Source organism: Bombella sp. ESL0378 (assembly GCF_009725845.1).
Lineage (GTDB): Bacteria > Pseudomonadota > Alphaproteobacteria > Acetobacterales > Acetobacteraceae > Bombella > Bombella pollinis.
On the sequence record NZ_WNIF01000005.1, the window covers coordinates 157842 to 182528 of the forward strand.

Genomic DNA, 24687 nt, shown 5'->3' on the forward strand with positions numbered 1-24687 from the left:
TCCGCCCCGTTCCCCATGTTGTAGGAGAGTAAGATGCAGCAGTCAGATAGGCAGAGCAAAGCTTCATGGTCTCCCGAGAGTTGGCGCACGCGGCCCATCCGCCAAGCCCCGCATTATGAGGACCAGAACGCTCTTGCCGAGGTTGAGGCGCGGCTGCATCGCTATCCACCACTCGTTTTTGGGGAGGAAGCGCGCAGGCTCAAAGCGCGGTTAGCAGCGGCTTCACGCGGGGAGGCCTTTGTCTTGCAAGGCGGCCCATGTGCGGAGAGTTTTGGGGAGTTCACCGGCGATATTATTCGCGATACCTTCCGCGTTCTGCTGCAAATGGCTGCCGTGCTGACTTTTTCAGCCAAAGTGCCTGTGGTGAAAATCGGACGCATGGCCGGGCAATATGCGAAGCCGCGCTCTTCTGATATCGAGACACGCGATGGGGTGGAGCTGCCATGCTATCGCGGGGATAACGTCAATAGTCCGGACTTCACCGCTGAAGCGCGTAAAGCAGACCCCGCCCGGATGGAGATGGGGTATTTTCAAGCCGCTGGTGTGTTGAATCTATTGCGGGCTTTCTCCCATGGCGGTTTTGCTAATCTGCATGATGTGCATCGCTGGATGTTGGATTATGTGCAGCAATCCCCCCAAGGGGAGCGTTACGCGCAGCTTGCCAGCCAGATTGAAGGCAGCCTTGCTTTTATGAAGGCCTGTGGTGTGGATGATAATGCCCCTCAATATGATGAGGTGGAGTTCTTTACCTCTCATGAGGCATTGCTGCTGCCTTATGAGCAAGCTTTGACACGTATTGATGAGACGACCGGGCGGCATTATGGCCTCTCGGCTCATTTCCTTTGGATTGGGGATCGCACGCGACAGCCTGATGGCGCGCATGTGGAGTTCCTCCGTGGGGTGGATAACCCGATTGGGATCAAGGTCGGGCCGACCACCACAGTGGAGGATTTGAAAAAACTCTTAGATATTCTCAACCCAGAGGATGAGGCCGGTCGCATTACCTTGATTTCCCGTATGGGGCATCAAAAGGTGCGGGAGCTTCTGCCGCCTTTATTGGAGGCTGTTTCCCAAACAGGCCGCCGTGTGACATGGGTGTGCGACCCGATGCATGGTAACACCACGACATCCTCCAATAAGTATAAAACGCGTGCGTTTGAGCATGTATTGGGGGAGATTACCGGCTTTATGGATGTGTTTGAGCAAGCAGGGCGTATCCCTGGCGGGATTCATCTGGAGATGACAGGCTATAACGTGACAGAATGCACCGGCGGCCCGCGCGGTTTGACCGATGCTGACTTGCCAACATGCTATAAAACATTCTGTGACCCACGGTTGAATGCGGAGCAATCTTTGGAGATTGCCTTCCAGCTCTCCGAGCGGATGGCGCGTATCTTTGCAAAAGGGTGAGCAGAACGGCCAGCCCATCGCGTGCTGGCGGGCTCTTTATAAGGGAGTGGTCGTGTGAGCAGTTGGAATCAGGCCCTCAAACAGGCAAAAACCCCGCGGCAAGAGTTGGAGACGGCCCAGATTGAGGGGCGGACGGATGCGTATTTTTTAAGAATGCGCGATATTGTCCGCCAGTTTGGGGATAGTCGAGTAACCTATGCCGTCTTTATCCGTCGCCCGGTTGTGGCGGCTTATGGCTTGGCTCTGCGCTGGGTAGAGAATGTTGCCCAGCATCAAGGTTTTGCGGTGGAGATTACAGAGGTCCATCCAGAGGGGACATGGGTTGGGGCGGGTGACCCGCTCTTTTACCTTACAGGATCGTTGGAGGCCCTTGCGCCGTTAGAGACATTGTTGCTCCAAAAAACAGGGGCGGCTTGTGTTGCGGCACATAACGCGTATCAAATGGCTTTGGCCTTACCCAAAGTGCCCTTCCTCGCGATGGATGCACGCCATTGCGCGGGGGCGGAGATGCAAGAGCTTATGGCTTATGCCGCCGCTGTGGGCTCTCGCGCCGCGCAGAAGGAAGGGGCTGTTGGCTTTATCGGCAATGCGAATCACGATACGGCACGCTTTTTTGGGCAGGAGCGTGGGCTAGGGACGATGCCACATGCCTTTATTGGCTATGCAGGCTCTACCTTGCGGGCCGCAGAAATGTATGTGGAACGCTTCCCCGATGAAGGTTTAACCGTTCTAGTTGATTATTTTGGCCAAGAGGTGAGCGATGCGCTGGCTGTCTGCCGCCGCTTCCCAGAGCGTGCAGCAGCGGGGAATGTGAGTGTGCGGCTAGATACGCATGGCGGGCGGTTTTTAGAAGGGTTAGACCCGCAACGCTCTTATGAAGTGTTGGAGCGTCACACGCCGGGTACGATTCGGCGTTATCGCTCGGAGAAAGAACTGCGTTATTTGGTGGGGACGGGGGTCTCTGCCGCAGCGATATGGCGGATGCGTGAAGCGTTGGATGAGGCAGGCTTTACAAAGGTAAAGATTATTGTCTCCTCTGGCTTTGGCATCGCTAAATGCACAGCCATGCATGATGCGTCTGCCCCGATTGATATTGTGGGCACTGGGTCTTTTCTGCCTGATCGCTGGTCGGAGACTTATGCAACGGCGGATATTGTTGCTTATGATGAGGTGCCACGGGTGAAGATTGGCCGTGAGTTCCTTTTGCAGAAACTTCAGGAGAGAGCCAAATGATGGATGAGGCTGATAAAGAGGCGCAGCGCGCTTTCATCACTGGTATTCGCGGGGAAGTGAGCGAAGGGGAGGAGCCAGAGCAAGCCGCCACTGCCAAGCCGGGGGAGACTGGCTGGGTGGTGCGTATCCTCGACCAATCCGGGGCGAGTGCGGGTGATGATGACGTGGTGGAGGAGGTCAAAGGTTTTTTAGACCTCGCCCATGCCAATGCTTTTGCGCGTGCTTATGTGCGCGATAGTATAGAGCGGTGCCGTATCCCCGGGGCTGCAGAGCGCGATGTGCTGGAAAGTTGGTTCGCCTTTGGGGAGAATGCTGAGGTTGTGGATGCTGGTGAGGATGGATGGAAGGCCAGCACGGAGCTGGATGATTTTGTCTCCAGCCCTGCCACTCCGATGGAGCGTGATTGGCGTGCCTTAGACCCGCGCCGCCTTGTTGATGAAGCCGCTCTTGAGGGTTTTTCGGACACTGCGCATGATGATGACCTTGCTGATGAGGATGATGACGAGGCCTTTGTGACGGAAATCATCCGCCGCAAGCAGGCTGAGTCCTAACCCTAACGCCGCCCCTTAGTTTTTAGATTTATGAGACCAAAAGACGGAATGATTATGAAAGTACGCTTTGCTCCTTCGCCCACAGGGCAGCTCCATGTTGGTAATGCACGTCTTGCCGTAGCGAATTGGCTGTTCGCGCGGCGGCATGGGGGCCGCTTTTTGCTGCGGATGGATGATACAGATACACAACGCGGCAGCAAAGCGTATGAGGAGGGGATTGGCCGGGACCTCACATGGCTTGGGTTAGACTGGGACGAATATGCTCGGCAGTCTGAGCGTTTAGCCCGTTATGAGGAAGTCATTGCTCAGCTTAAAGCTGATGGGCGGTTATATCCTTGTTTTGAGAGTGAGTTGGAGCTGAAATATAAGCGCGAGCAACGTCTGCGAGAGGGGAAGCCCCCGCTTTATGACCGTGCGATGCTGCGGATGACAGAGGAGCAACGCGCTCGCGCCGAGGCAAATGGCAAGGTGCCTTATTGGCGGTTTAAGCTCAGCGGGACAACGCGAACATGGCAAGACCTTGTGATGGGGGAGTGCCATGTAAAGTTAAGTGCCGTGTCCGACCCGGTATTGGTCCGTGCGGATGGGAGCATCCTTTATACATTGGCTTCTGTTATTGATGATGTGGATATGGGCATCACCCATATTCTGCGTGGGGAAGACCATGTGACCAATACGGGTGTGCAGTTGGATATTGCCGAGGCTATCGGCACCAAAGTGGGGCATTTCACCTTTGGGCATCTGCCGCTGCTTTTGGGGCAGGATGGCGGTAAGCTCTCCAAACGTTTAGGCGGTTTGTCTCTCTCCACCTTGCGGCATGATGGGATAGAGCCACGGGCCTTAGTGGCTTATCTTGCCCGGTTGGGAAGTTCGGACGACCCGCAAGTGGCAGATATGGCGGAGATTATTCAAGGCTATGATATTAGCCATGTATCACGCTCTGCCGCACGGTTTGATGTCCCACAGCTTTTGGGATTGAACCGGCGCGTGCTGCATAGCATGTCGTATGAGGAAATCCGGCCACGTTTGCCAGAGGGGGCTGATGAGGCATTCTGGTTGGCCATCCGTGGGAATATCGACCTTGCGGTAGAGATTGCACATTGGTGGGCTGTGGTGCAGGGGGATATTGTCGCGCCCTCGCAGCCTGAAGATGGCGCGTTCCTCCGCCAAGCAGCACAGCTTTTACCCGCAGAGCCGTGGGATGAAACAGTGTGGAAACGCTGGATCGACCTCATAAAGGCTGAGACAGGCCGTAAAGGCAAGAAGCTCTTCCTGCCCTTACGTTTGGCTCTAACAGGTGAGGATGCTGGGCCAGAGCTTGCCGCGCTTTTACCGCTTATGGGCCGCGGGCGTGTGCTGCAACGCTTAGAGGACGCGGTGCAGGGATAATTTATCCCTGCGGCTCGGAGGGAGGAGTAGGAGCATCTTCTGGTTGCTGCTGGGCCTCCACTGGCTCTTGTGGGGAAGGTGCGTTGTTTGTATCGCTTGTGCCATCAGGGATGGTCGAGTGAAAGAGGCTGAAATCGACCTCTAAGACACCATCATTATTTGGCTGGAGCAGACTAACAAAGCGTGACTTTGGGAGAAGGTCATCGGCTTTATACATGCGGTATGAAAACACACTTTGTGCGGATACGGGGTCCGTTGCGGTGAGGGTGAGCAGGATGACCGCTTGTTGTTGCAGCAGAGCCTCTTTATCCCGCTCATAAATCGGGCTTTCTTCCGTAACGGTATGGGTGAAGGAGAGACTAACAGGGAGCAGCGGAATATGGCCATGGGTTAATGGCAATGTGTCTAGCTGGAGGGTTTCCCGGCCTGTATCATCTTGTTGTGTGCGGGCGATAATTGCTTCAAGCTCTACATTGATGAGGGGGGTGCGCCGCAAATTACCAACACGGAAATTGAGGCACATATGCTCGCCCCGCTGGGAAAGCGTGGCCACGCGGCTAAAGAGGACGGCTGCACGAGGGCGAGAAAAGCGTGCATAGACTAAGCCGGTGATGATGGCGGTAAACACCACGCCAACGAATACTTCTATAGAGGCAATGGCATTCGCCAGATAGCCTTGCGGGTAGAGGTAGCCATACCCCACAGTTGAGAGCGTTTGCACACTAAAGAAGAAATCCGCCCAAAAATCGTTCTTTTGGACGTTGCTAACCCCATGGGGTAGGCAAAAAAAGCAAAGACTAAAGAGGAGATTGATGAAGAAATAAGCCCCTGTGGTGGCGGCAAAAAAGGCAGTCCAGCCTATGCTTAGGCTGATATGATATAGGTCCCCTAAGAGACGTACCCCCGTACGCCTTTTTACAGGGATGTTAAAGATATTATCTTGCGAGAGAAAACTACTTTGTGCCGGAGGGCGTTGTTGTTGCCGCTTTTGTTTATAACGTAGGAGGAGGTCATGCGGGCTTTGGAAGAACATAAAGAGAGCGTTACTTTTTCAAGTGGCGGGCTTTACGCGCGCGGGAGAGTTCACTGACGACCCCATGGAGGGTCCGTAACTCTTGCTCAGTCACTTCGCCACGGGCAAAGAGATGGCGGAGATTGCGGACCATACCGGGCCGCTTTTGTTCATGATGGAGGAAGCCACATTCGTCAAGGTCGTGGATGAGGTGGGTCATAAAGGTCTCAACTTCCCCCTTTGTGGCGACGTGTGTTTCATTCGTCATAAAATAACGCTCAGGTACGGTATCTTCTGTAAGATACCATTCATAAGCCATGACTAAGACCGCTTGTGCCAGATTAAGCGACATAAAGCGCGGATTCAGCGGGTAACGGATGAGCGTATCGGCACGGGCCATATCCTCATTATCCAACCCTGCGCGCTCTGGCCCAAAAAGGATGCCCGCTTTAAGGTGGCGGGAACTGATAGCGCGTAACTCAGCCGCCGCTCCACGGGCTGTCATCACCGGTTTAATGACGTGGCGAGGCCGTGGACAGGTGGCAAAAACACGGTGAAGGTCTGCAATCGCGTCATCGACTGTATCAAAAACAGTTGCAGCTTCTAAGATGCGGTCAGCCCCAGAGGACGCGTACCATGCGCGTGCTTGGGGCCAGCCATCACGCGGGGCAACAAGGCGGAGGTGAAATAATCCCCCATTAGCCATAGCGCGCGCTGTGGTGCCGATATTCTCCGCTAATTGCGGGCGCACGAGGATGATAACGGGGTCGAATGGAGCGGGTGGGGCGAGGTCTGCCCCACCATTACGGCCTGTCATTGTTGTTTATCCTTTGCGCCAAGTGGTGCCGTTAGGGCCATCTTCGAGCAGAATCCCTTGGGCGGCGAGGTCATTGCGTATCTGGTCGGCAAGGGCAAAATCGCGCACCTTACGCGCTGCGAGGCGTTTTTCAATGAGGGCATCAATCGTAGCAGGGTCTAGCTCTGTTCCCCCTTGGAACCATTCAGTCGGGCTCATGGTAAAGAGGCCCAAAAGCTGCCCCCCTGCGAGGAGCTGATTAGCGGCCTCTTGTTGGCCCTCTAACGCCGCATCAGCATAACGATGCAGAATACTGAGTGCCTGTGGTGTATTGAGGTCGTCACATAACGCATTAAGGACATCAACAGGGCGTGAATCGTCTTTCGTGGCGGGGGTTTTCTCCAAAGCACGGTAGAAGCGGTCCATAATATGGCGTGCTTCCTCCAGCTTCTCCCATGTGAAGTCCAAAGTAGAGCGATAATGCGCCCCAAGGAAAAGCAGGCGGAGGGCCTCTGCGGGTGCGCGCTCTAACACCTCATGGATTGTATGGAAATTGCCCAGCGATTTGGACATCTTCTCCCCACCAGAGAGCAGCATCCCCGTATGGAGCCAATGGCGGGCGAAATGGCTATGAGGATGGCAGCAAAGCGATTGGGCACGCTCATTTTCATGATGAGGGAATAGGAGGTCATTGCCCCCGCCATGAATATCAAAACTCTCCCCTAGATAGCGTTCTGCCATGGCGGAACATTCAATATGCCAGCCGGGCCGCCCGCGCCCATAGGGGCTATCCCAGCCGGGTTCTGTTGCGTTGGAAGGCTTCCAGAGGACAAAATCACCGGGATGGCGTTTATAATCGGCAACCTCCACACGTGCTCCGGCCTGCATATCCTCTAGCGACCGACCAGAGAGCGCGCCGTAACTGGGGAAGGAGGTAACATCAAACAACACATGCCCGTCAGCTTCATAAGCGTGGCCTTGGGTGATGAGACGCTCAATCATCGCCAGCATGTCAGGGATATGATGCGTAGCACGCGGCTCAATAGTGGGGGGTAGGATATTTAGTGCAGCGAGGTCTTGGTGGAAGTCCTTTGTTGTGCGTTCGGTAAGGTGGGTGATGTCCTCCCCATTCTCTGCGGCACGTTGAATGATTTTATCATCAATATCAGTAATGTTGCGGACGTAAGTGACGCGCTCATAAAGAGCATGAAGCAGGCGCACCATAATATCTGCACTAAGCATAGAGCGCAGATTGCCCAGATGGACGCGGTCATAAACCGTTGGTCCACAAAAATAGAGGCGGATATGCGCCGGGTCTTCGGGAAGAAAGGGGACAGTCTCACGGCGGTGGCTGTCATGCAGCTTTAGGCTGAACAAGGCGGGGGGCACGGTGATGTGGCTCTGCTTCGTAGTCATAATCTGTTCAATGCGACAGAGATGCGTCTGGTGCAACAGGGGAATTACGACTTTCATAGTTGCGTCTTGGGTTATATGCGTTAAGAGAATGGTATGTCTGCATCAAAAATCCACATAAAACACCCTAGAGTAGGGATGTCCGCGCATATTCGCACTCTCATTCAGGTTAGTTTGCCTCTTGCCCTCGCTCAGTTGGCAGAGATGGCCATGGGGGTGACAGATACGATCCTTCTCGGGAGTTTAGGGGTCGATGCGGTTGCCATTGGTGGGATTTCCAACAATTTCTTTTTTACGACCATGATTTCCTTCCAAGCGGTGTTGGGTGGAGTCGGCGTGCTGCTCTCCCATGCGCGTGGTGGGGTGGAGCATGGCCATCATGGAGGGCATGATAAACGTAGCATCATCAGTGCTGGGGTTATGGTCGCCTTGCTGGCCTTTATACCGTGCTTGTTGATTTTATTATGCTCCAGCCCGATTTTCACATGGATGGGAGAGCCCGACCTTGTCGTCACGCAAGGGGGGCGGTTTATTGATGTATTGCTCTATGCCCTATTGCCGAATCTCGTTCTGTTAGGGTTATGCCGTGTGGCCTTGCCGTCCTTGGGAGCAGAATCGCTCTTATTATGGACAATGCCGATTATGGCCGTGTGCAATGGGGTGCTGAATGCGGCTCTAATTCATGGTTGGTTTGGTCTACCGGCTTATGGGCTGTTCGGCTCGGCCCATGCCACCATGCTCACAGGGTGGGGGGCGAGCCTTGTTTTGTTGGGGCTATGCCTGCGTAAAGCCAATTTACGGGCGTTATTGAAGCCTATGAAGGTGCGTCTGTCGCTTATTAAGGAGCTTTTGCACCTTGGTTTGCCGATGATGGTGACCGCCACGGCAGAGCTTTTGCTCTTTCAAATCACTACATTAAATGCAGGGCGGTTAGGGACGCATAGTCTGGCAGCGCACCAAGTGGCATTGAACACGATTTCCCTCTTTTTCATGGTGTGTTTAGCCATTGGGCAAGCGGCGAATGTGCGGGTGGCTTATTGGCGTGGGGCAAAACGACCATTAGAAGCCTGCCGGGCCTCTAGCGGGGCGTTGCTGCTTGTATTGTTGTGGACGATTCTGACAGGCCTTGTATTGATGCTTAGCCCGGATTGGATTGCACGGCTTTATTATACGGGGACGCCGCCCGATGCTGGGACGTTTGCAACAACGGTTCTGCTTTTAAAAATAGCGGGGATTTTCCAGATTGTAGATGGGATACAAGCAGTGTGTAACGGTGCCTTGCGTGGCTGTGGTGATACGGTGGTACCCATGGTCATTAGCATTGTAACTTATGGCTTGGTCGGCATTGGTTTGGGGTATTGGCTGGCTTTTTGTCAGGGTTATGGTGTTAAAGGTTTGTGGATTGGCCTTGCAGCAGGGCTAGGGGTTACTGCTGTGGCATTAGGGTTACGCCTCTATATGCTGCTCTATCGCCGTGTTGGGAGCGTATCGTCATAGCGTTATAGGGACTGTATAAGGAAGGGCTTTAGGGGGTAGGGTTTGTGTATGTGATGGGTTCAATCTGTTTGAAAGACGGCTTGGTCCTCTATATCCTTAACGCATCGTACCTGCTAAAACATATATAATTCAGTGAACAAAGCGTGTGTGGTCGCTGTAGCGTATTCATCCAAGAGGGTAAGCACCCCATATTGCGACAGTATGTATTTTTCTGATGGTTGGAGTAGAATCTTGTATGAAGTTGCCTAAGGTCGCTTTTCCCTCTCGTGATGGCATACCATGGTGGGTTGTGTCTTTAAGTCTTGTTCCATCAAAAGGATGGGCATGGGTGGGTGCGCCTAGTTTTCCCATAGTGGGTGCGTATTTCCCCGCTTGGTTAATCTGCCTTGTTATTGGGGGGATCGGGGCGGTTTTGCTGCGGACAATCTTCCTTGCTTTGCATGTGGATGGCTTATTGCGCTTTCATTTGGTGACGTATCTTTCCCTTGGGTCATTGGTCGGTCTGATAGGCTGGCTGGTGCTTTTTGGGCAGTAAGGGTGCTTTGATGAAAACAGAACGAATTAAAGGCAGCTTCCCTGTGGGGAGCGTGTTGGCCCTTTCTGCCCTTGTGGGGGCGTTGCTTGTGGCCCTGTATGTGGATCATGAATCAGGGCTGCATCCTGATAGTGATAGTTCGATTATCTATACAGAGAGCGTTCATGTTGCGGCTCTGGTAGGGGGGCGTTTGCAGCATCTGGCTGTGGAGCCTAACCAGCCTGTTCATAAGGGGGATTTGCTTTATCAAATCGACCCTGAACCTTACGAGATTGCCTTGCATCGGGCCGAGGCGAGCCAAGCGCAAGCCGAGGCAGACCTTAATGACGCCCGCCGTGCTTTGGCTGTGCGTATGGCAGAGGCTGCAACAAGTGAACGTAGGCACCATCAAGCAGAGGATGAGAAAGACCTTGCATGGCGCACGGTGACGCGTCTTAAACCTTTGGCTGAGCAACATTATGTCTCATGGCAGGTTTATGACCAAGCTGTGACGCGGTTTAACTCGGCTGTTGATGCCTTGGCCGAAGCCCAACATGCCGAGCAGGCGAGCCAAGTCGCCGTTGGTGATGTGAAGCATGCTGAAGCGATTCTCAAAGAAGCTGTCGCAGCGGTGGAGCATGCTCGTTATGAACTACGCCAAACGCGCGTTACAGCGAATCTTGATGGCTTTGTAACCAGCCTAGGCGTGCGGGAAGGGGAGGTCCTTGCGGCCAATCAGGTGCTGTTTACGTTGGTATCAAAAGACCAATGGTATGCTCTTGCCCCTATTCGTGAAATCAATCTTGCCCCGATTCATAAAGGGGATTGTGCCACTGTGTATTCCATGATCGACCGTAGCCACCCACTCCGTGGGGTTGTGGAGAGTGTCGGTTGGGGTGTGTTGACTGATTACATGAAGGAAAATGACCGCGGGGCTCCGTATGTGGAGCGGCAAATGGACTGGGTGCATATTGCGCAGCGTTTCCCTGTGCGGATACGGATTGAGCATGCCGCTGAAAACCAACATTTATTACGATTAGGGGCGACGGCCAATGTGGAGATTCTCCATGGTGCTGCTTGCCATGCTTAAACCGTACATTGATGCGGTTTTGCGGGTATGGCGGTTGGCGATTAGGCCGACACGCGGCCGCACTGCTTTGGCCTTGCGCAATGCTCTCATTTGTATGGGGGCTGTGCTGATTGGTGAGATATGGCAGCTGCCAATGTTGAGCCTGCTTACCCTGAGCTTGGCCGCCTTATGGCAGAATAACAGAGTGGCGAATATGAAAGTCGCCGTGATGTATGTGGTCTTTTTCTCGGTCGTAACGGGTGTCCTTTACGTTGGTGTGGCGACAACTATCAACAACTTCTTTGCAACATTGGTGTTTAACTTGTTGCTGAGCTTTGTGTTTTTCTTTTTGAGTACCACCACCATATTAGGTCTCATTAGTGTTGTGGGTGGGTTGGTGTTGTCTTACCTGCTTGTAACCTTAGATAGTATGCAAATAGGCGATGCAGTTGCTCGTCTTGTACTTTATGCGTGGCGTGTGTTCCTCATTATTGGGGGATTGATAGGGTTCATTGGGAGTTGGCTTTCGCCCTCGCCAGAGCATGTTTTGACCGATCAGATTGTGGAGCGGTTGTTCTTATCAGCAAAATGCCTAACCCGCCGTGCAAAAGGCCAGCCAATTCCGATAGGTTTGCAAGAGGCAATCACCGATAGTGTCGGTGAGGGTGTAAGCGGTATGTTTGGCGTTCTCGGCCTTGCAGCGTTAGAGCATCGCTGGACGGGGATGGATCTTTCTTATCTACGGCGTGCTGCTTTAAATAGCTTTGGTATTTTGCAAGTCGTTGAGCAATGTTTGACGAATAATGCGCCTATCAGCGATGAGGATTGCGCTCATCTTGCTGGTAAGGTGAAGGCATTGGGGGATTGTTTTGCCGAGAATAGGCGACCAACCGAGATAGACGAGCAAACGGTTTGCTCTGGTCCTTTAGCGCAAGAGATAGAGCGATTAATTCAGGCGTTTACGCAACCGCTCACGGCAGAGGAGGTCCAGCTCCCTCCTAATCAGCCGCCAGCAAAAAACCCTCCCAAAAAGCCGGGTTTCTTTATACCGGGGGCGTTTTGGGATAAGGAGAATGTCCGCTTTGCCGTCAAGGGGACTGTTTCTGTCTGTATAGCGATTATCACTTATAAGCAGTTGAATTGGACAGGGGTGCATACGTGCATCATCACCTGCTTTGTTGTGTCTCTCCCAACAATGGGGGCTGTGTTGGATAAGCAGCGGCTTCGTATTTTTGGGGCACTGATTGGCTGTAGTATGGCGATGGGGCTCATCGTGTGGGTGATGCCTCACCTAACGAGTGTGGCAGAATTATTGATCGTTGTTGGGATTATGATTTTTATCGGGTCGTGGGTAAAGGCCGGTGATCAGCGGATTTCCTATATGGGTTTGCAGATGATCATAGCCTTTGCTTTATCGGACCTTGTGCAATTTGCCCCAGCGACAGATCTTACCATCCCGCGCGATCGTATTATCGGGATTTTGATTGGACTAACCATTACCTTTGTTGTGCACACGGTCTTTTGGCCATGCAGTGCGATGACAGGGGCGATGAAAAAGCTCAAAGCGTTAGATGCTTTATTAGGGCAAGACGTAACGCAGTGGAATCATGACCAACGTATGCTTCAGGCCGCTCGGGTGCAGGAGGCTGCTAGTGGTGCGATGAGTTCGTTGCGTTCTGCTATGTTAGAGCCTTCTTATATGCGCCCAACACAACATAGGCTGCGGCAATATAAGGTGTTTTTACGGCGGGCTGTTATGAATGCAGGATGCTTATTTGGGGCCACAGCAGAGCATCAGGAGAAAAAGGTCATTCGGTTGGACCAGATTTTAAAAGAAGATGCGCCAGCCTCTGCACAAGGAGAGGGGCAATCGTGATGATGGGCAGGGATTGGGAAAAACGCATGAGGCATAATAAAGGACAAAAGGCACAAAGCTGGCCAGTTGTGTCATCTTGCCAATATAGCGCGCCGGGCGGGCGGTGGCGCAAGGCGGTGTGGCTGTGTGCATGGTTGGTAGGCAGCACAGCTCTTAGCGGTTGCCAAACAGGGGCGATGAAGGATGCGCCCACGGCACCAGACCGCCCTTGGGCACAGCGGACTAATGCGCAAGGTCATCTCCTTGCAGGGGGAGAGGCTACCCCTCATGCAGAGCGTGGCGCGCGGGGCTTGCGTATGCCAGCGGGATTTAGGTTGGCGGCGGACCATAGTATGCCTCAGGCTCCTGCTTTAGCTTCCGTTCAGGTCGATCACGCTTATAATTTGGCGGATTTGATTGATGCAGCGCAGTCCCTTAACCCCTCAACGCGTATGGCGTGGGATGCGGCACGTCAGAGCGCGGCGGAGACAGGCATCGCGCGCTCGCAATATCTCCCTCATTTAACGGCAAGTGCTATGGGGGGATATATGGTGTTGGAGCCGCATAACAGGATTCGCGGTGACGCCTCAACGAATAGTAATACGAAGATTCATGGCACAATCGAGCGGCAACAAGTGGGACTGGAATGGTTATTGTTCGACTTCGGCAAACGTCGTGCCACGATGGAGGAAGCCAGCCAGATTAGCTTAGGTAAGAATATTCTTTTTACTGGTGAGCATCAGAAGGTTATTCATCAAGTAGCGTTGGCGTATTATCGCTATTCTGCTGCGTTAAATAACGTTGCCTTAGTGAAGCAATCGCTTGAGAACGCGCATGAGATTTCTCGCGCTGCGGCGGCTAATTTACGCAATGGCGAAGGGACTGTGGTGGATACGTCTCAGGCTGAACAAGCCGTTGCCGAGGCGGAGTTGGTTCTGGCACGCACGGAAGGCGATGTCGAAACCTATCGGCTAGAGCTGCTTACAGCCGTTGGGTTGAATCCTTCGCAACCTTTGCATGTGCAGACAGATAATAAGCGCGATATTAAGGTTGATGATATTCGCCTTAGTGAGGAGATGGTTCATCAAGCTGTCTCGCGCAGGCCGGATGTTTTGGCTGCTTATACAAGTTTGCGGGCGGCACAAAGTGCTGTTGAGGGGGCGCGGGCGAGTTATCGGCCACAAATCTTCATGAATGGGAATGTGGGGTATAATTTTGATGACCTGCATTTTCGCGATTTACCTTTAGGGCCGGTTGCGTCTTTGAATGACCGTATCCATGCCTTTGGGAGTACGATCACGGCGGGGATTTCTGTCCCAATTTATGATGGTGGGCTACGCCGTAACCGTTTGCGGCAAGCTCATGAGCGCGAGGATAGTGCCCGTGCTGCGCTGCAAGATGCACAAAATAACGCAGTACGAACTATCGTGAGCGCGGAGGCGATGCTCCATACGGGGATTACCGCCTATCAAGCGGCTCTTAGCTTGCAAAAGGCTAGCCAAACGGGCTTTGATGCTGCTCTGACCGCTTACCGTTCTGGTGATGGGACGATGACGCGTATGCTAGAGCTGCAAAATACACTTCTTAATGCGCGTCTTTCCGTTTCTGACAGCTATTACGGTATGTTGAGTGCTGCTGCATCCCTCGCTTATGCAGCAGGGACGTTGGGCAGCAGCGCAGCCTTGGCGGATATTGAAGGCTCTTTGGCTGAAACAGCACCAGAGCCAGTGCCCGTTGCAACACAACATCCGTAAGGCACGCGCTGCGTTTTGGGGTTAAAGGGGATGGCGGCGGCCAACATGGAGGGTGAGAAGGTAAATCACCAGCCCTCCAGCGGAGAGTATGGCCCCGCCCCAGCCGACTGCATTCATCCCCAGCCCATGCCCAACGAGGAACGCCCCAAAGGATGCCCCTAACGCATTAGCAATATTAAAGGCGGAATGATTAAGCGAGGCGGAGAGTGTTTGCGCATTCCCTGCAACATCCATAAGGCGCGCTTGCATAGCAGGGCTAAGGATGACTGTGGCAGCCGGGAGGAAGAAACAAATCACAACCATTGCCGCAGGGGATGGGAGAAAAACCCAGAAGGCAAGCATGAAGATAATGCTAGCAATGAGGCTGAAAATGGTTGTGAGGTCGAGGTTTTTATCAATCATGGCCCCGCCAAAGGCATTGCCAGCGACCATGCCACAGCCCCAGATGACTTGATACAGCGTAACCATCCAAGGGCTTAGATGCGTAACTTGGGCAAGCGCGGAGGTGAGGAAGGTATAAACCCCAAACATCCCTCCAAAGCCGATAGCCCCTGTAAGGAGGGTGAGCAGAACATGAGGGTTTTTAAAGGCAGTAAGTTCTGAGAGGGCATTATTATCATGGCGCGGTTTATCGGCCGGGATGAGAGCCCATACTCCTGCAATACAGAGCAGGCCTAGGACGGACAAAGCCCCATAAATGACCTCCCATGAGATATAATGGGAGAGGAAGGTGCTGAGGGGAGCTCCAATAACGGTGGAAATCATAATCCCGGAGAGGACCATGCCAATGGCTCGCCCACGCCGGGCGCGTACGGTCATGGAAGCCCCGGTCAAGGCGGCGATACCAAAATAGGCCCCGTGTGGAAGCCCGGTGATAAAGCGCATGACCTCAATCGGAAGTAGAGCGGAGCAAAGAACAGTGCCGATATTGCCGATGCAAAAGAGGGTGAGCAAGAGAAGCAGAATGGTACGGCGTGATAGATGCGCCCCAGCAATCGCCATTACAGGTGCGCCAATGACGACCCCTAAGGCATAGGCGGAGATGACGGAACTTGCATGCTCGACAGAGATATGAAGTGCCTTGGAGAAGGCGGGCAGAATGCCCATCATGGCGAATTCGCCCGTGCCAATGGTGAAGGTACCCAGCATGAGGGCTGCAATGGCCGGGGCAAACCCATGTGGTGGGGTAAGCTGTGGCCCGGTGTTGGTTTGGGTTTGCTCCATGAGGAAGCATTCTCCCTTAATGACAAAGAGGTATATGGGGCAATATTACGGGATAGCGAAGGCGTTTTCCAAGATGGACTTATAAAAACGCATCTTAATTTTATAGTTTTTATAAGGCGATGGTAGCGATTGCTTCCTGTTTCTTGACATTCCTCATCCCTTCATGTACTCGCAACCCCATTGCCGGGAATGTGGATGGTCTGGCTGGGAGGCAGCGCGCTGTGGCGTTGTTCTTCCGTATGGTCGTAGGCGATTCCGTTTTGTCTAACCATTGTTGAACATGGGGAGAGAGCCTACCGGTGCAACAAAGGGCTGCCGCGCAGAATCGGTACGTCTGAGAGAGAATACGGGTTTAACCGATGTCAAAACGTCTTGAGAGCAAGTATAAAATTAACCGCCGCCTTGGAGTTAACCTGTGGGGCCGTGCAAAATCCCCCGTTAATCGCCGTGAATATGGCCCCGGCCAGCATGGGCAGCGTCGCCGTCAGAAGCCATCTGACTATTCTGTTCAGTTGATGGCGAAGCAGAAGCTGAAGGGTTATTACGGTAACATCAGCGAGAAGCAGTTCCGCCGTTATTATGATGAGGCTGTGCGCCGCAAGGGTGATACGTCTGAGAACCTGATTGGTCTGTTGGAGCGTCGTCTGGATGCGGTTATTTACCGCCTGAAATTTGCTATGACGCCATTTGCTGCGCGTCAGTTTGTCAGCCACGGCCATGTGTTGGTGAATGGTAAGCGCGTCAATATTCCTTCTTACCTCGTGAAGGAAGGGGATGTGATTGAGGTGCGTGAGAAGTCCAAGCAGCTCGCGATTGTTCTGGATTCCGTCCAGAGTGCTGAGCGCGATGTGCCTGAATATATCGAGGTTGATCATCGCCAGATGAAGGGTACCTTCATCCGCGTGCCGCAGCTTTCCGATGTGCCGTATCCGGTGCAGATGGAGCCGAATCTGGTGGTCGAGTTCTACTCCCGCTAAGAGACGGTTTTTGAGCCGTATAAGAGACGCCGGGCGGTTTGTACCGTCCGGCGTTTGCTGTTTCATGCTCATAAGTGAGGAAAGTCCCTATGTCCGAGTCTCCTAAAGCTGGTGATATTGCAGCGGAGGTGTCACGCCGGCGCACATTTGCCATCATCTCCCATCCTGACGCTGGTAAAACCACGTTGACAGAGCGTATCCTTCGCGCTGGTGGGGCGATTCAGCTAGCTGGGAATGTGCGGGCCAAGGGGGAGCGGCGGCGCACCCGTTCGGACTGGATGAGCATTGAGAAGGACCGTGGTATTTCTGTTGTTACCTCGGTGATGACCTTCAATTACGGGGGCTGTGTCTTTAACCTGCTAGACACACCGGGCCATGAGGATTTCTCCGAAGATACATACCGCACGCTAACGGCGGTGGATTGCGCCGTGATGGTGATTGACGCGGCAAAGGGGATTGAGGCACGGACGCGGAAACTCTTTGAGATTTGCCGGTTGAGGGATATTCCCATCGTCACCTTCATCAATAAGATGGACCGTGAGGCACAAGATTGCTTTGAGCTGCTTGATGAGATTTCTAGCGCATTGGCGTTGGATGTCTCCCCTGCGACATGGCCGGTTGGGCGTGCTGCAAAATTTGCCGGGATTTATGATATCCGCACCAAATCTCTGCATCTCAAAGAGGAGTTAGCAGAGGATGATGAACGCTTGCAGCTGATGCGGGAGGAGGTAGAGCTTGCTGAGGGCGTATTGCCCCCCTTTGAGCAAGAGTTTTTTGATGAGGGCCATTTAACGCCCGTCTTTTTCGGCTCCGCGATGAAGGAAATTGGCGTTACGGATTTGCTGGATGCGCTTGTTGCGTACGGGCCGCCACCGCGCGCGCAATCCTCTGAAACGCGTGAGGTTGAGGCAACGGAGGAGAATGTCACGGCCTTAATCTTTAAGATTCAAGCCAATATGGACCCTAACCATCGGGACCGCATGGCCTTTGCGCGTGTGTGCTCTGGCCGTTTAACGCGTGGTATGCGCCTTAAACATGTGCGGGTTGGTAAACAATTCGCCCTGCACACACCGCAATTCTTCTTCGCCCAAGACCGTCAGTTAGTGGAGGAAGCCTTTGCAGGTGATGTGGTGGGCATCCCGAACCATGGCACATTGCGGATTGGGGATACATTAACCGATGGCGAGGAGCTGCGCTTTACCGGTGTGCCTCATTTTGCACCAGAAATTCTTCGCCGTGTGCGTTTAGATGATGCTATGAAGGCCAAGAAACTCCGCCAAGCATTGGTTGAATTAGCAGAGGAAGGGGTTGTCCAGCTCTTTCGCCCTCAAGATGGAGCACCGCCGATTGTCGGGGTGGTGGGTACCTTGCAGCTTGATGTTCTACAATCCCGCCTGAATGCTGAATATAACGTGCCTGTTGGTTTTGAGAGCACGCCCTTCACTCTAGCGCGTTGGGTTACGGGCGAAAAGGCGGCGTTGGAGCAATTTACGGCTGTCAATCGTAGTGCCATGGCTGATGATTTGGATGGAGACCCCGTCTTTCTCGCTGGTTCAGGCTTTATGATGAATCGCGCTATGGAGATGAATGAGGCCCTCAGCTTCCATGATATTAAGCAGATTGGGCTTGTTGAGAAGGCTTAAGGCAAAGCTAGCTGGACAGAAACGGGGCAATGATCCGAGAGGGTTATGCCCCGTGCTGTATGGGGAAAGACCATAACCCTTAGACTATCGGCAATAAGCCACTCCCGCGCTTGGTTGCCGAGGATAATATGGTCGATAAATTGCCGCCCTCCTAAACATGGGCTGGAGAAGCCAGCAGTGGTCAGGGTGAGGGGGGCATCGCTTTGCAGGGTTTGCATAAGTGGGTCGAGCGGGGTGAGGCGGCGGTTAAAATCGCCTAGAATGGCAAAAGGGATACCGTCATCTTGACGGTCTAAAATCCAATTTTCAATGACGTGAAATTGTTGATAAAGCAGCCGACAAGCCCGTTTTTTAGAGGTCAGTGGCTGGGCCCAGCAGCCTGTTTTTAAGTGCAGGATGAGGAGGCGTAAATGGGCATCCCCATGATGGATGGTGATGTCTAGCCCCCCTCTTAGGGGGTGGTGATGGCCCTCTTGTAGTATATTGAGGGCCGTAAGCTCCGGGTTGAGGGTTGCTGTCAGCCCCTTATCGCGCCGCATAGCAAGGCCGACTTGCTGGATGATGGGGTCAGGCGCAAAGAACAGATCATAATCCTGCGGGGGGAAAACCTGTCGTGCTGCGTCTGGGCCATCGACTTCCTCAAAGGCGATAAGGTCGCTTTGGAGCTTCTCTGCATAAGCGCGCAAGGCAGCAAAATCGGCCTGTGTCCGGGTAGGGACGTTGGGCGGTAAGGCGGGGTCATTAGCGGGGCGGAGGGTGAGCCAATCCATATTCCAGCTTGTGAGTTTAAGCGGGGTAGAGGCTTGAGCGGATGAGAGGAAGCCAAAGAGCATGGCACATAAAAAACCGCCTACGAGCGCGCGCAGGCGGTTTTTATAGTTTGTCATGATGGCATGATTAAACATCATTGGGGTTTTTATTTTTTCTAAGGATAGCGATAGCCTCTTTGACGGAATGTTCTGTTTTGGCATCCTCAGTAAGAATATAAACACGGCCCTTCTTAATATCGTAATACCATCCTTGTACATTTAGCTCCCCACGGGAGAGGGCTTTGGCAACGATGGGATGGGTTTTTAGATGTGTAATCTGCAAACGAACATTTGCTTCCGCAAGGTCGCGCACATCCTTAGGGCCGACATCTTCGGCACGGAGGTCACTAATAGTCGCAGCGGCGGCCTCTGCATTATGCAACCAACGGCGGACGGTGGGCATATGTTTTAGCTTGTCCGGTTCCGTAGCTAAGTCGATGAGAGCCGACATAGCCCCGCAGTTAGAATGACCGCAGATGATGATGTTCTTTACCTTGAGCGCACCGACAGCATATTCAATGGCTGAGGCGATTGCCCCAACCATATTGCCATAGGCGGGGACGATATTACCGACATTGCGGATGAGGAACAGCTCACCCGGCTCTGTCTGTGTAATCAGGCTAGGGCTGATGCGGCTATCCGCACAGGTGATGAACAAGGTTGGCGGGGTCTGATCGTAAGCTAGACTCTGGAATAGATCCTGCTTTTGTGGATACACTTCGCTCTCGAAAGTCTGCACGCCATCCAGCAGCTCTAGCAGAGTGTTACGGTGAAAGACCATATTTTTGTTTCCCCGGTTAAGACGCCTCATACAAAAATAAAAGATGGCGTAATGGCAGGTGGAGCGATAGAGAGATACAGCCCTATCGCTCCGCACCCTTAAAAAGATTTTTAATCTCCGTCTAGCTGAAAAGACCTTAACCCTCTGTAAGTTTACGGCGAATCATCTCAAACACAGCTTCAGCAGCGGGTTCAGTCCCACCGGCTTGGGCCATGTCGGGACGGCCACCGCCACCTTTACCATCCATGAGGGCAGAAGCCTCACGGACAAGGGCTACAGCATCAAAACGTGTGGTGAGGTCTTTGCTAATGGCAATGACGATGCTGCCACGCTCATTCGCCCCGGAGATTAACGCGACAACGCCGGAGGAAATCTGTTTGAGCAGCCCCTCAGCTAGTCCTTTGAGGTCCTTGGGGTTTACATCCTCCAAGAAGCGGGCTGCAAGCGTAACACCGTTGATTGTCTCGCTTGATGCCGCACCATCCCCCGTTGTTAGCTTATGTTGCAGAGAGGAAATCTGCGCATTTAAGGCTTTGCGCTCCTCTAACAAAGCGGCAAGACGAGCGGGAGCCTCAGCCGGTGTGACCTTGAGCAGAGCGGCCATCTCGGCAAGGCGGTCCTCACTAGTGCGAATAGCCTGTTCTGCTGCGGCCCCACATACGGCCTCAATGCGGCGCACACCAGATGAGACCCCGCTTTCGGACAGGATGCGGAAAAGGCCAATCTCACCCAGACGGTTTACATGCGTTCCGCCGCAAAGCTCGATGGAGTAGGCTTGGCGGTTTTTCTCATCCTCATCCCCCATGAAGACAACGCGCACCTCGTCGCCATATTTCTCACCAAAGAGGGCCATAGCCCCGCTCTCAATGGCTTGCTCCTGCGTCATGAGGCGCGTTTCAACCGGGCTATTTTGCCGGATGCGCGCATTAACCTCAGCCTCAATGTGCTTTAGCTCCTCCTCAGTGAGGGGACGGGGCTGGCTGATGTCAAACCGCAAACGATCCGGCGTGTTGAGGCTACCTTTTTGGGTGACATGCTCGCCAATGTGACGGCGCAAGGCCTCATGCAATAAATGTGTGGCAGAGTGATGCCCGCGCACGGCCGTCCGGCGTGTATGGTCGATTTCGGCATGGACATCCATACCGGGTTTGAGGACACCCTCCACCACGCGGCCATAATGCACGATGAGCGTGCCGTTCTTCTTTTGCGTATCGGTGATGTCGATTTTCAAACCGGGGCCTGTGAGCGTGCCGTGGTCGCCCACTTGCCCACCACTCTCCCCATAAAAAGGCGATTGGTTGAGAAGAATAGCGACTTCATCACCCGCTTTTGCCTCGGCGAGTTCATCACTACCGCGGAAGATAGCTTGCACTTGGGCATCCGCGGCTTCACTTACATAGCCGAGGAACTCCGTCCCCCCGAAGCGGTCGCGCGCATCAAACCACACAGTCTCTACAGCACTATCGCCAGAGCCCACCCAGGCCGCACGGGCACGTTGGCGTTGCTCAGCCATGGCATTTTCAAAGCCTGCCTCATCCACTTTATGGCCGCGCTCACGGAGGACATCTTGGGTAAGGTCCAGCGGGAAGCCAAATGTGTCGTAAAGCTTAAAAGCCACATCACCGGGGAGCTGCCCTTTGCTGGAGAGTCGTCCCATTTCCTCTTCCAGCAGAGCCATCCCACGGCCAAGTAAGGCGGTGAAGCGTTCTTCCTCGCCTTTCATGGTCTCAGCAATGAGGGCTTTATGCTGGTTTAGCTCTGGGTAGGCATGGCCCATCTGTTGGATGAGCGCGGGGAGGAGGCGATAAAAAACGGGCTCCTTCGCGCCCATGAGATGGAGATGGCGCATGGCACGGCGCATAATGCGGCGTAAGACATAGCCGCGCCCTTCGCGGGAGGGGAGAACACCATCGGAGATGAGGAAGGCTGTAGAGCGTAAATGGTCAGCCACAACGCGATGGCTGGTTTTAAAACGCCCATCAGCATCTTGATGCATTAACTCCGCAGAGGCCTCAATTAAAGCGCGGAGGGTATCTGTATCGTAATTATCCTTCTTACCCTGCATAACGGCAGCGAACCGCTCTAGCCCCATGCCGGTATCAATAGAAGGATGGGGGAGGTTGGAGCGCTTGCCCTCACCTTCCTCAAAGAATTGCATAAAGACGAGATTCCAAATCTCGACAAAGCGGTCGCCATCTTCATCAGGGCTACCGGGAGGGCCCCCAGCAACAGAGGGGCCGTGGTCGTAAAAGATTTCGGAGGAGGGGCCACAAGGGCCAGTATCGCCCATGCGCCAGAAATTATCAGAGGTAGCAATGCGGATGATTTTTTCGTCCGTAAGACCCGCGATTTTTTTCCACAATTCTGCGGCTTCATGGTCATCTGCATAGACAGTAACAAGCAGCTTTTCCGCAGGGATGGAGAAGCCCTTGGTTAGGAGTGTCCAAGCGAATTCAATCACTTCCGCTTTGAAGTAGTCTCCAAAGCTGAAATTACCCATCATCTCAAAGAAAGTATGATGCCGGGCTGTATAGCCAACATTATCAAGGTCGTTATGCTTCCCGCCTGCCCGGACGACCTTTTGGGCTGTTGTTGCACGCTTGAAGGGTAAGCTCTCTTGCCCGGTAAAGACGTTTTTAAAAGGGACCATCCCCGCATTGGTAAAAAGAAGGGATGGGTCATTTTGTGGCACAAGAGACGCAGAGGGTAGAATCTGATGACCGTGAGATTCAAAGTAGCTGAGGAATTGAGAGCGGATATCGTTGGTGCTGATCATGAGCCTATAAGTCCGAAGGGCGGAAAGGAGGAATGCTTTCCGTATGTTAGAGGATTCCCGCGTTATTGGAAATGGCAGGATTCTTAGTCGGATTAGTCTTTCTTTTTGTGAAAGACGAAATGATGACAGAAGGCGAAATTGATGAACATGCCGCCAGCCGTGCCGCAAAGAAGGGCGATAAAAGTATAATGGCGTGTAAGGGGCCAGAGGCTGAACAGAGCCAGCACAATTCCGCGATTGATGATAAATCCGGGTAAGTTAGCGAGGATGAATCGTCCCCATTGGTGATGAAGTGTATAGCTTTCGCGGCAACGGTCGCGGAATGTCCAATAACGATTTAACAACCAGTTATTGCTAGAGGCCACAATATAAGCAAGCAAAGCGGCGAGGCGCAGGCCAAGGGCATGACGAAAGAGCGATAATGTAGCCCAATCTACCAGGAAGCCTATCGCACCAACGATACCAAAATAGAAGAACCGTTGGAGGAGGGGATAATATTTTTGCCAGTTTTGTTTGATGAGGTGCATTGCTTCTTTTAGGTGCCAACGCTGTGAGGGATGGAATAGCTAGGGGCTTAGCATAGCTTGGCTCTAGACGTAAGGATTTCTAGAACGGTTTTAGAGATAAAAAGCCCACAAAAAAGGGCACCCGGAGGTGCCCTCTTTCACAAACCTTAGATGGTCCGCTGAGTGTTCATCTGAACTTACTTCAGGATGATCTCAACACGACGGTTCTGCGGCTCACGTGTGTTTTTAGCTGTTGTAACCAGCGGCTTGGCATCGCCGTAACCGTGGATGTCGATAGCTGTAGCAGGCACGCCGAGACGGACCAGCTCAGCCTTCACGCTGTTAGCGCGCTTGATGGAGAGACCCATGTTGTACTTCTCACCACGCGGGCCAGGATGAGCAGCGGAGTTATCGGTGTAACCGTTAACTTCGATGCGTGTTGTCTGGACGTGTGTGGAAGCTTGAGCAGCCTGAGCAACGATCTCACGAGCGCGACCTGTCAGGTTGGACTTATCCCAGTCGAAGAAGACGAGGTAAGTGCGAGCAGCCTGAGCCGGCGGCGGAACGACAACATGCGGTGCAGCTGGCGGAGCTGGCGGTGCGCTGTTGAAGGCGTAACGAACACCGAAGAGGAACTGGTGGGTATAGCGTGTGCCATAACCAACGCGATCACCGCGTTCACCGTCATGATGCAGGTAGTGACGGCCGTTGGAGCCCCCCCCTGAAGAACCAGCCTGACCGATGAAACGATACTGGGTGGTCAGAGCCAAACCGGGAACGCCTGGGATGTCGTAAGCCGCACCAACGATACCCTGAGCAGCGAGGCCACCTGTGGTGTTGTTGAAGTTAGGATAGTTTGTGCCGCGGTTGTAAACCTTACGGTAGTTCTGCCACATATAGCCAGCACCGATACCAACGAACGGTGTGACAGGGAAGTTGTTCAGGCCGAACATGCCGAGGTCAATGTCATACAGGACGTTGACGAACGCGCCATAGCCTTCGCTCTTACCATGAGCGTGACGTGTTCCACCATCAGCGAAGGTGCCTGTCAGACGATTGATATGTGTCTGGTTGTAGTTACCCTCAACCTCAGCACGCAGGCCGTTGCCGAAGCCATAACCAGCGGACAGATAGCCGTTAAAGCCTGTGCCGGAGTGCATTTTGCCGTAGTCTTGCGTAGCATCGCGCTTGATGCTGCGGCCTGTGCCAACGCGGGCACTCTGGTGCTGAACCAGGTTATAGCCGGCTGCCATATCGACATACGGGCCGGTGATCGTGCTGGCCATGGCGAGGGAGGGCAGAGCCACCATCGAGGTCATGGCGAGAAGTGCATTACGAATACGCATTTACTTCATCAGTCCTTAACATTGTGTAACATACGGCCATTACGGTTGGCGGGCATCGGAATGATCACCGTGTGAAGCCAGCGCGGCCGATGAGTCTGATTTAGGGGAAAGATGCCTCAAAGTTAAGAGCTT

General features: G+C 53.4%; 21 protein-coding genes. 12 read left to right on the forward strand and 9 right to left on the reverse strand.

All coding sequences use genetic code 11. The annotated features are described in order from the left end of the window. Positions 1-33: 33 nt before the first annotated feature. The 4 genes from GM556_RS02320 to gltX all read left to right on the forward strand — a co-directional run bounded on the left by GM556_RS02320 (position 34) and on the right by gltX (position 4583). Entirely contained in the window at positions 34-1410 is a 1377-nt protein-coding gene (locus tag GM556_RS02320; RefSeq protein ID WP_155572915.1) for a class II 3-deoxy-7-phosphoheptulonate synthase, read from the forward strand. A gap of 153 nt (positions 1411-1563) precedes the next feature. Continuing rightward, complete coding sequence (locus GM556_RS02325) at positions 1564-2643, forward strand: nicotinate phosphoribosyltransferase (RefSeq protein WP_196424609.1); 1080 nt, start codon at positions 1564-1566, stop codon at positions 2641-2643. Beyond that, positions 2640-3194 carry a hypothetical protein gene (locus GM556_RS02330; RefSeq protein ID WP_230873250.1) on the forward strand — a complete coding sequence of 185 codons (555 nt, stop codon included), beginning with the start codon at positions 2640-2642 and terminating at the stop codon, positions 3192-3194. The genes GM556_RS02325 and GM556_RS02330 overlap by 4 nt, the downstream gene beginning before the upstream one ends. Positions 3195-3248: 54 nt before the next feature. Next, positions 3249-4583, forward strand: a complete 1335-nt coding sequence (gene gltX / locus GM556_RS02335) for a glutamate--tRNA ligase (RefSeq protein ID WP_155572916.1) — start codon at positions 3249-3251, stop codon at positions 4581-4583. Position 4584: 1 nt separating this feature from the next. On the opposite strand, the gene GM556_RS02340 is transcribed toward gltX, so the two are convergent. Genes GM556_RS02340 through cysS form a run of 3 tightly spaced genes read right to left on the reverse strand, consistent with a single transcriptional unit; the run spans position 4585 to position 7807 of the window. Next, positions 4585-5616 carry an ion channel gene (locus tag GM556_RS02340; protein WP_155572917.1) on the reverse strand — a complete coding sequence of 344 codons (1032 nt, stop codon included), beginning with the start codon at positions 5614-5616 and terminating at the stop codon, positions 4585-4587. A 10-nt stretch (positions 5617-5626) separates the two neighbouring features. Then, on the reverse strand, positions 5627-6412 hold the full coding sequence (locus tag GM556_RS02345; protein ID WP_155572918.1) for an RNA methyltransferase: 786 nt from the start codon (positions 6410-6412) through the stop codon (positions 5627-5629). Between the two features lie 6 nt (positions 6413-6418). Further along, positions 6419-7807, reverse strand: coding sequence for a cysteine--tRNA ligase (cysS, locus tag GM556_RS02350; RefSeq protein WP_155572919.1), 1389 nt, complete (start codon positions 7805-7807; stop codon positions 6419-6421). Between the two features lie 135 nt (positions 7808-7942). Here cysS and GM556_RS02355 point away from each other — a divergent pair, with 135 nt between their 5' ends. The 5 genes from GM556_RS02355 to GM556_RS02375 all read left to right on the forward strand — a co-directional run bounded on the left by GM556_RS02355 (position 7943) and on the right by GM556_RS02375 (position 14493). Next, positions 7943-9301: an MATE family efflux transporter gene (locus GM556_RS02355; RefSeq protein ID WP_155579270.1), complete on the forward strand. Its 1359-nt coding sequence runs from the start codon at positions 7943-7945 to the stop codon at positions 9299-9301. A 235-nt stretch (positions 9302-9536) separates the two neighbouring features. After that, positions 9537-9836, forward strand: coding sequence for a YtcA family lipoprotein (locus GM556_RS02360; RefSeq protein ID WP_196424581.1), 300 nt, complete (start codon positions 9537-9539; stop codon positions 9834-9836). Positions 9837-9846: 10 nt separating this feature from the next. Next, positions 9847-10905 (forward strand): multidrug transporter subunit MdtN, encoded by a 1059-nt coding sequence (gene mdtN / locus GM556_RS02365; RefSeq protein ID WP_155572921.1) that lies wholly within the window; start codon positions 9847-9849, stop codon positions 10903-10905. Beyond that, positions 10898-12760 carry an FUSC family protein gene (locus tag GM556_RS02370; protein WP_196424582.1) on the forward strand — a complete coding sequence of 621 codons (1863 nt, stop codon included), beginning with the start codon at positions 10898-10900 and terminating at the stop codon, positions 12758-12760. Before mdtN ends, GM556_RS02370 begins: the two co-directional genes overlap by 8 nt. Positions 12761-12786: 26 nt before the next feature. Then, positions 12787-14493 carry a TolC family protein gene (locus tag GM556_RS02375; protein ID WP_196424583.1) on the forward strand — a complete coding sequence of 569 codons (1707 nt, stop codon included), beginning with the start codon at positions 12787-12789 and terminating at the stop codon, positions 14491-14493. A 21-nt stretch (positions 14494-14514) separates the two neighbouring features. Here the strand turns inward: GM556_RS02375 and GM556_RS02380 are convergent, their stop codons facing one another. Then, entirely contained in the window at positions 14515-15717 is a 1203-nt protein-coding gene (locus GM556_RS02380) for an MFS transporter (protein WP_155579158.1), read from the reverse strand. Between the two features lie 119 nt (positions 15718-15836). Here GM556_RS02380 and GM556_RS02385 point away from each other — a divergent pair, with 119 nt between their 5' ends. The 3 genes from GM556_RS02385 (at position 15837) to GM556_RS02395 (ending at position 18337) form a co-directional block, all read left to right on the forward strand. Then, entirely contained in the window at positions 15837-15995 is a 159-nt protein-coding gene (locus GM556_RS02385) for a hypothetical protein (RefSeq protein WP_155572925.1), read from the forward strand. An 81-nt stretch (positions 15996-16076) separates the two neighbouring features. Beyond that, complete coding sequence (rpsD, locus tag GM556_RS02390; RefSeq protein WP_043560719.1) at positions 16077-16694, forward strand: 30S ribosomal protein S4; 618 nt, start codon at positions 16077-16079, stop codon at positions 16692-16694. An 89-nt stretch (positions 16695-16783) separates the two neighbouring features. Then, positions 16784-18337 carry a peptide chain release factor 3 gene (locus GM556_RS02395; RefSeq protein ID WP_099026130.1) on the forward strand — a complete coding sequence of 518 codons (1554 nt, stop codon included), beginning with the start codon at positions 16784-16786 and terminating at the stop codon, positions 18335-18337. Here GM556_RS02395 and GM556_RS02400 read toward each other — a convergent pair. The 5 genes from GM556_RS02400 to GM556_RS02420 form a co-directional block, all read right to left on the reverse strand. Further along, a complete protein-coding gene (locus GM556_RS02400; RefSeq protein ID WP_230873251.1) occupies positions 18334-19224 on the reverse strand; it encodes an endonuclease/exonuclease/phosphatase family protein in 891 nt (296 codons plus the stop codon). The two genes, GM556_RS02395 and GM556_RS02400, sit on opposite strands and share 4 nt — an antisense overlap. A 10-nt stretch (positions 19225-19234) precedes the next feature. Beyond that, positions 19235-19927 carry a carbonic anhydrase gene (locus GM556_RS02405; protein WP_155572926.1) on the reverse strand — a complete coding sequence of 231 codons (693 nt, stop codon included), beginning with the start codon at positions 19925-19927 and terminating at the stop codon, positions 19235-19237. A 136-nt stretch (positions 19928-20063) separates the two neighbouring features. Beyond that, positions 20064-22703, reverse strand: a complete 2640-nt coding sequence (gene alaS / locus GM556_RS02410) for an alanine--tRNA ligase (RefSeq protein ID WP_155579159.1) — start codon at positions 22701-22703, stop codon at positions 20064-20066. Between the two features lie 92 nt (positions 22704-22795). Next, complete coding sequence (locus tag GM556_RS02415) at positions 22796-23230, reverse strand: GtrA family protein (RefSeq protein ID WP_155572928.1); 435 nt, start codon at positions 23228-23230, stop codon at positions 22796-22798. A 176-nt stretch (positions 23231-23406) separates the two neighbouring features. Continuing rightward, complete coding sequence (locus GM556_RS02420) at positions 23407-24555, reverse strand: OmpA family protein (protein ID WP_155572929.1); 1149 nt, start codon at positions 24553-24555, stop codon at positions 23407-23409. Between the last annotated feature and the right edge of the window lie 132 nt (positions 24556-24687).

Coding starts and splice junctions, on each gene's coding strand:
- GM556_RS02340 (WP_155572917.1), bottom strand. CDS start 5,616: ATGTTCTTCCAAAGCCCGCATGACCTCCTCCTACGTTATAAACAAAAG.
- rpsD (WP_043560719.1), top strand. CDS start 16,077: ATGTCAAAACGTCTTGAGAGCAAGTATAAAATTAACCGCCGCCTTGGA.
- GM556_RS02405 (WP_155572926.1), bottom strand. CDS start 19,927: ATGGTCTTTCACCGTAACACTCTGCTAGAGCTGCTGGATGGCGTGCAG.
- alaS (WP_155579159.1), bottom strand. CDS start 22,703: ATGATCAGCACCAACGATATCCGCTCTCAATTCCTCAGCTACTTTGAA.
- GM556_RS02360 (WP_196424581.1), top strand. CDS start 9,537: ATGAAGTTGCCTAAGGTCGCTTTTCCCTCTCGTGATGGCATACCATGG.
- GM556_RS02415 (WP_155572928.1), bottom strand. CDS start 23,230: ATGCACCTCATCAAACAAAACTGGCAAAAATATTATCCCCTCCTCCAA.
- GM556_RS02345 (WP_155572918.1), bottom strand. CDS start 6,412: ATGACAGGCCGTAATGGTGGGGCAGACCTCGCCCCACCCGCTCCATTC.
- GM556_RS02385 (WP_155572925.1), top strand. CDS start 15,837: ATGGTAGCGATTGCTTCCTGTTTCTTGACATTCCTCATCCCTTCATGT.
- GM556_RS02355 (WP_155579270.1), top strand. CDS start 7,943: ATGTCCGCGCATATTCGCACTCTCATTCAGGTTAGTTTGCCTCTTGCC.
- GM556_RS02375 (WP_196424583.1), top strand. CDS start 12,787: ATGAGGCATAATAAAGGACAAAAGGCACAAAGCTGGCCAGTTGTGTCA.
- cysS (WP_155572919.1), bottom strand. CDS start 7,807: ATGACTACGAAGCAGAGCCACATCACCGTGCCCCCCGCCTTGTTCAGC.
- GM556_RS02320 (WP_155572915.1), top strand. CDS start 34: ATGCAGCAGTCAGATAGGCAGAGCAAAGCTTCATGGTCTCCCGAGAGT.
- GM556_RS02330 (WP_230873250.1), top strand. CDS start 2,640: ATGATGGATGAGGCTGATAAAGAGGCGCAGCGCGCTTTCATCACTGGT.
- GM556_RS02380 (WP_155579158.1), bottom strand. CDS start 15,717: ATGGAGCAAACCCAAACCAACACCGGGCCACAGCTTACCCCACCACAT.
- GM556_RS02325 (WP_196424609.1), top strand. CDS start 1,564: ATGCGCGATATTGTCCGCCAGTTTGGGGATAGTCGAGTAACCTATGCC.
- GM556_RS02395 (WP_099026130.1), top strand. CDS start 16,784: ATGTCCGAGTCTCCTAAAGCTGGTGATATTGCAGCGGAGGTGTCACGC.
- GM556_RS02370 (WP_196424582.1), top strand. CDS start 10,898: ATGCTTAAACCGTACATTGATGCGGTTTTGCGGGTATGGCGGTTGGCG.
- GM556_RS02420 (WP_155572929.1), bottom strand. CDS start 24,555: ATGCGTATTCGTAATGCACTTCTCGCCATGACCTCGATGGTGGCTCTG.
- gltX (WP_155572916.1), top strand. CDS start 3,249: ATGAAAGTACGCTTTGCTCCTTCGCCCACAGGGCAGCTCCATGTTGGT.
- mdtN (WP_155572921.1), top strand. CDS start 9,847: ATGAAAACAGAACGAATTAAAGGCAGCTTCCCTGTGGGGAGCGTGTTG.
- GM556_RS02400 (WP_230873251.1), bottom strand. CDS start 19,224: ATGACAAACTATAAAAACCGCCTGCGCGCGCTCGTAGGCGGTTTTTTA.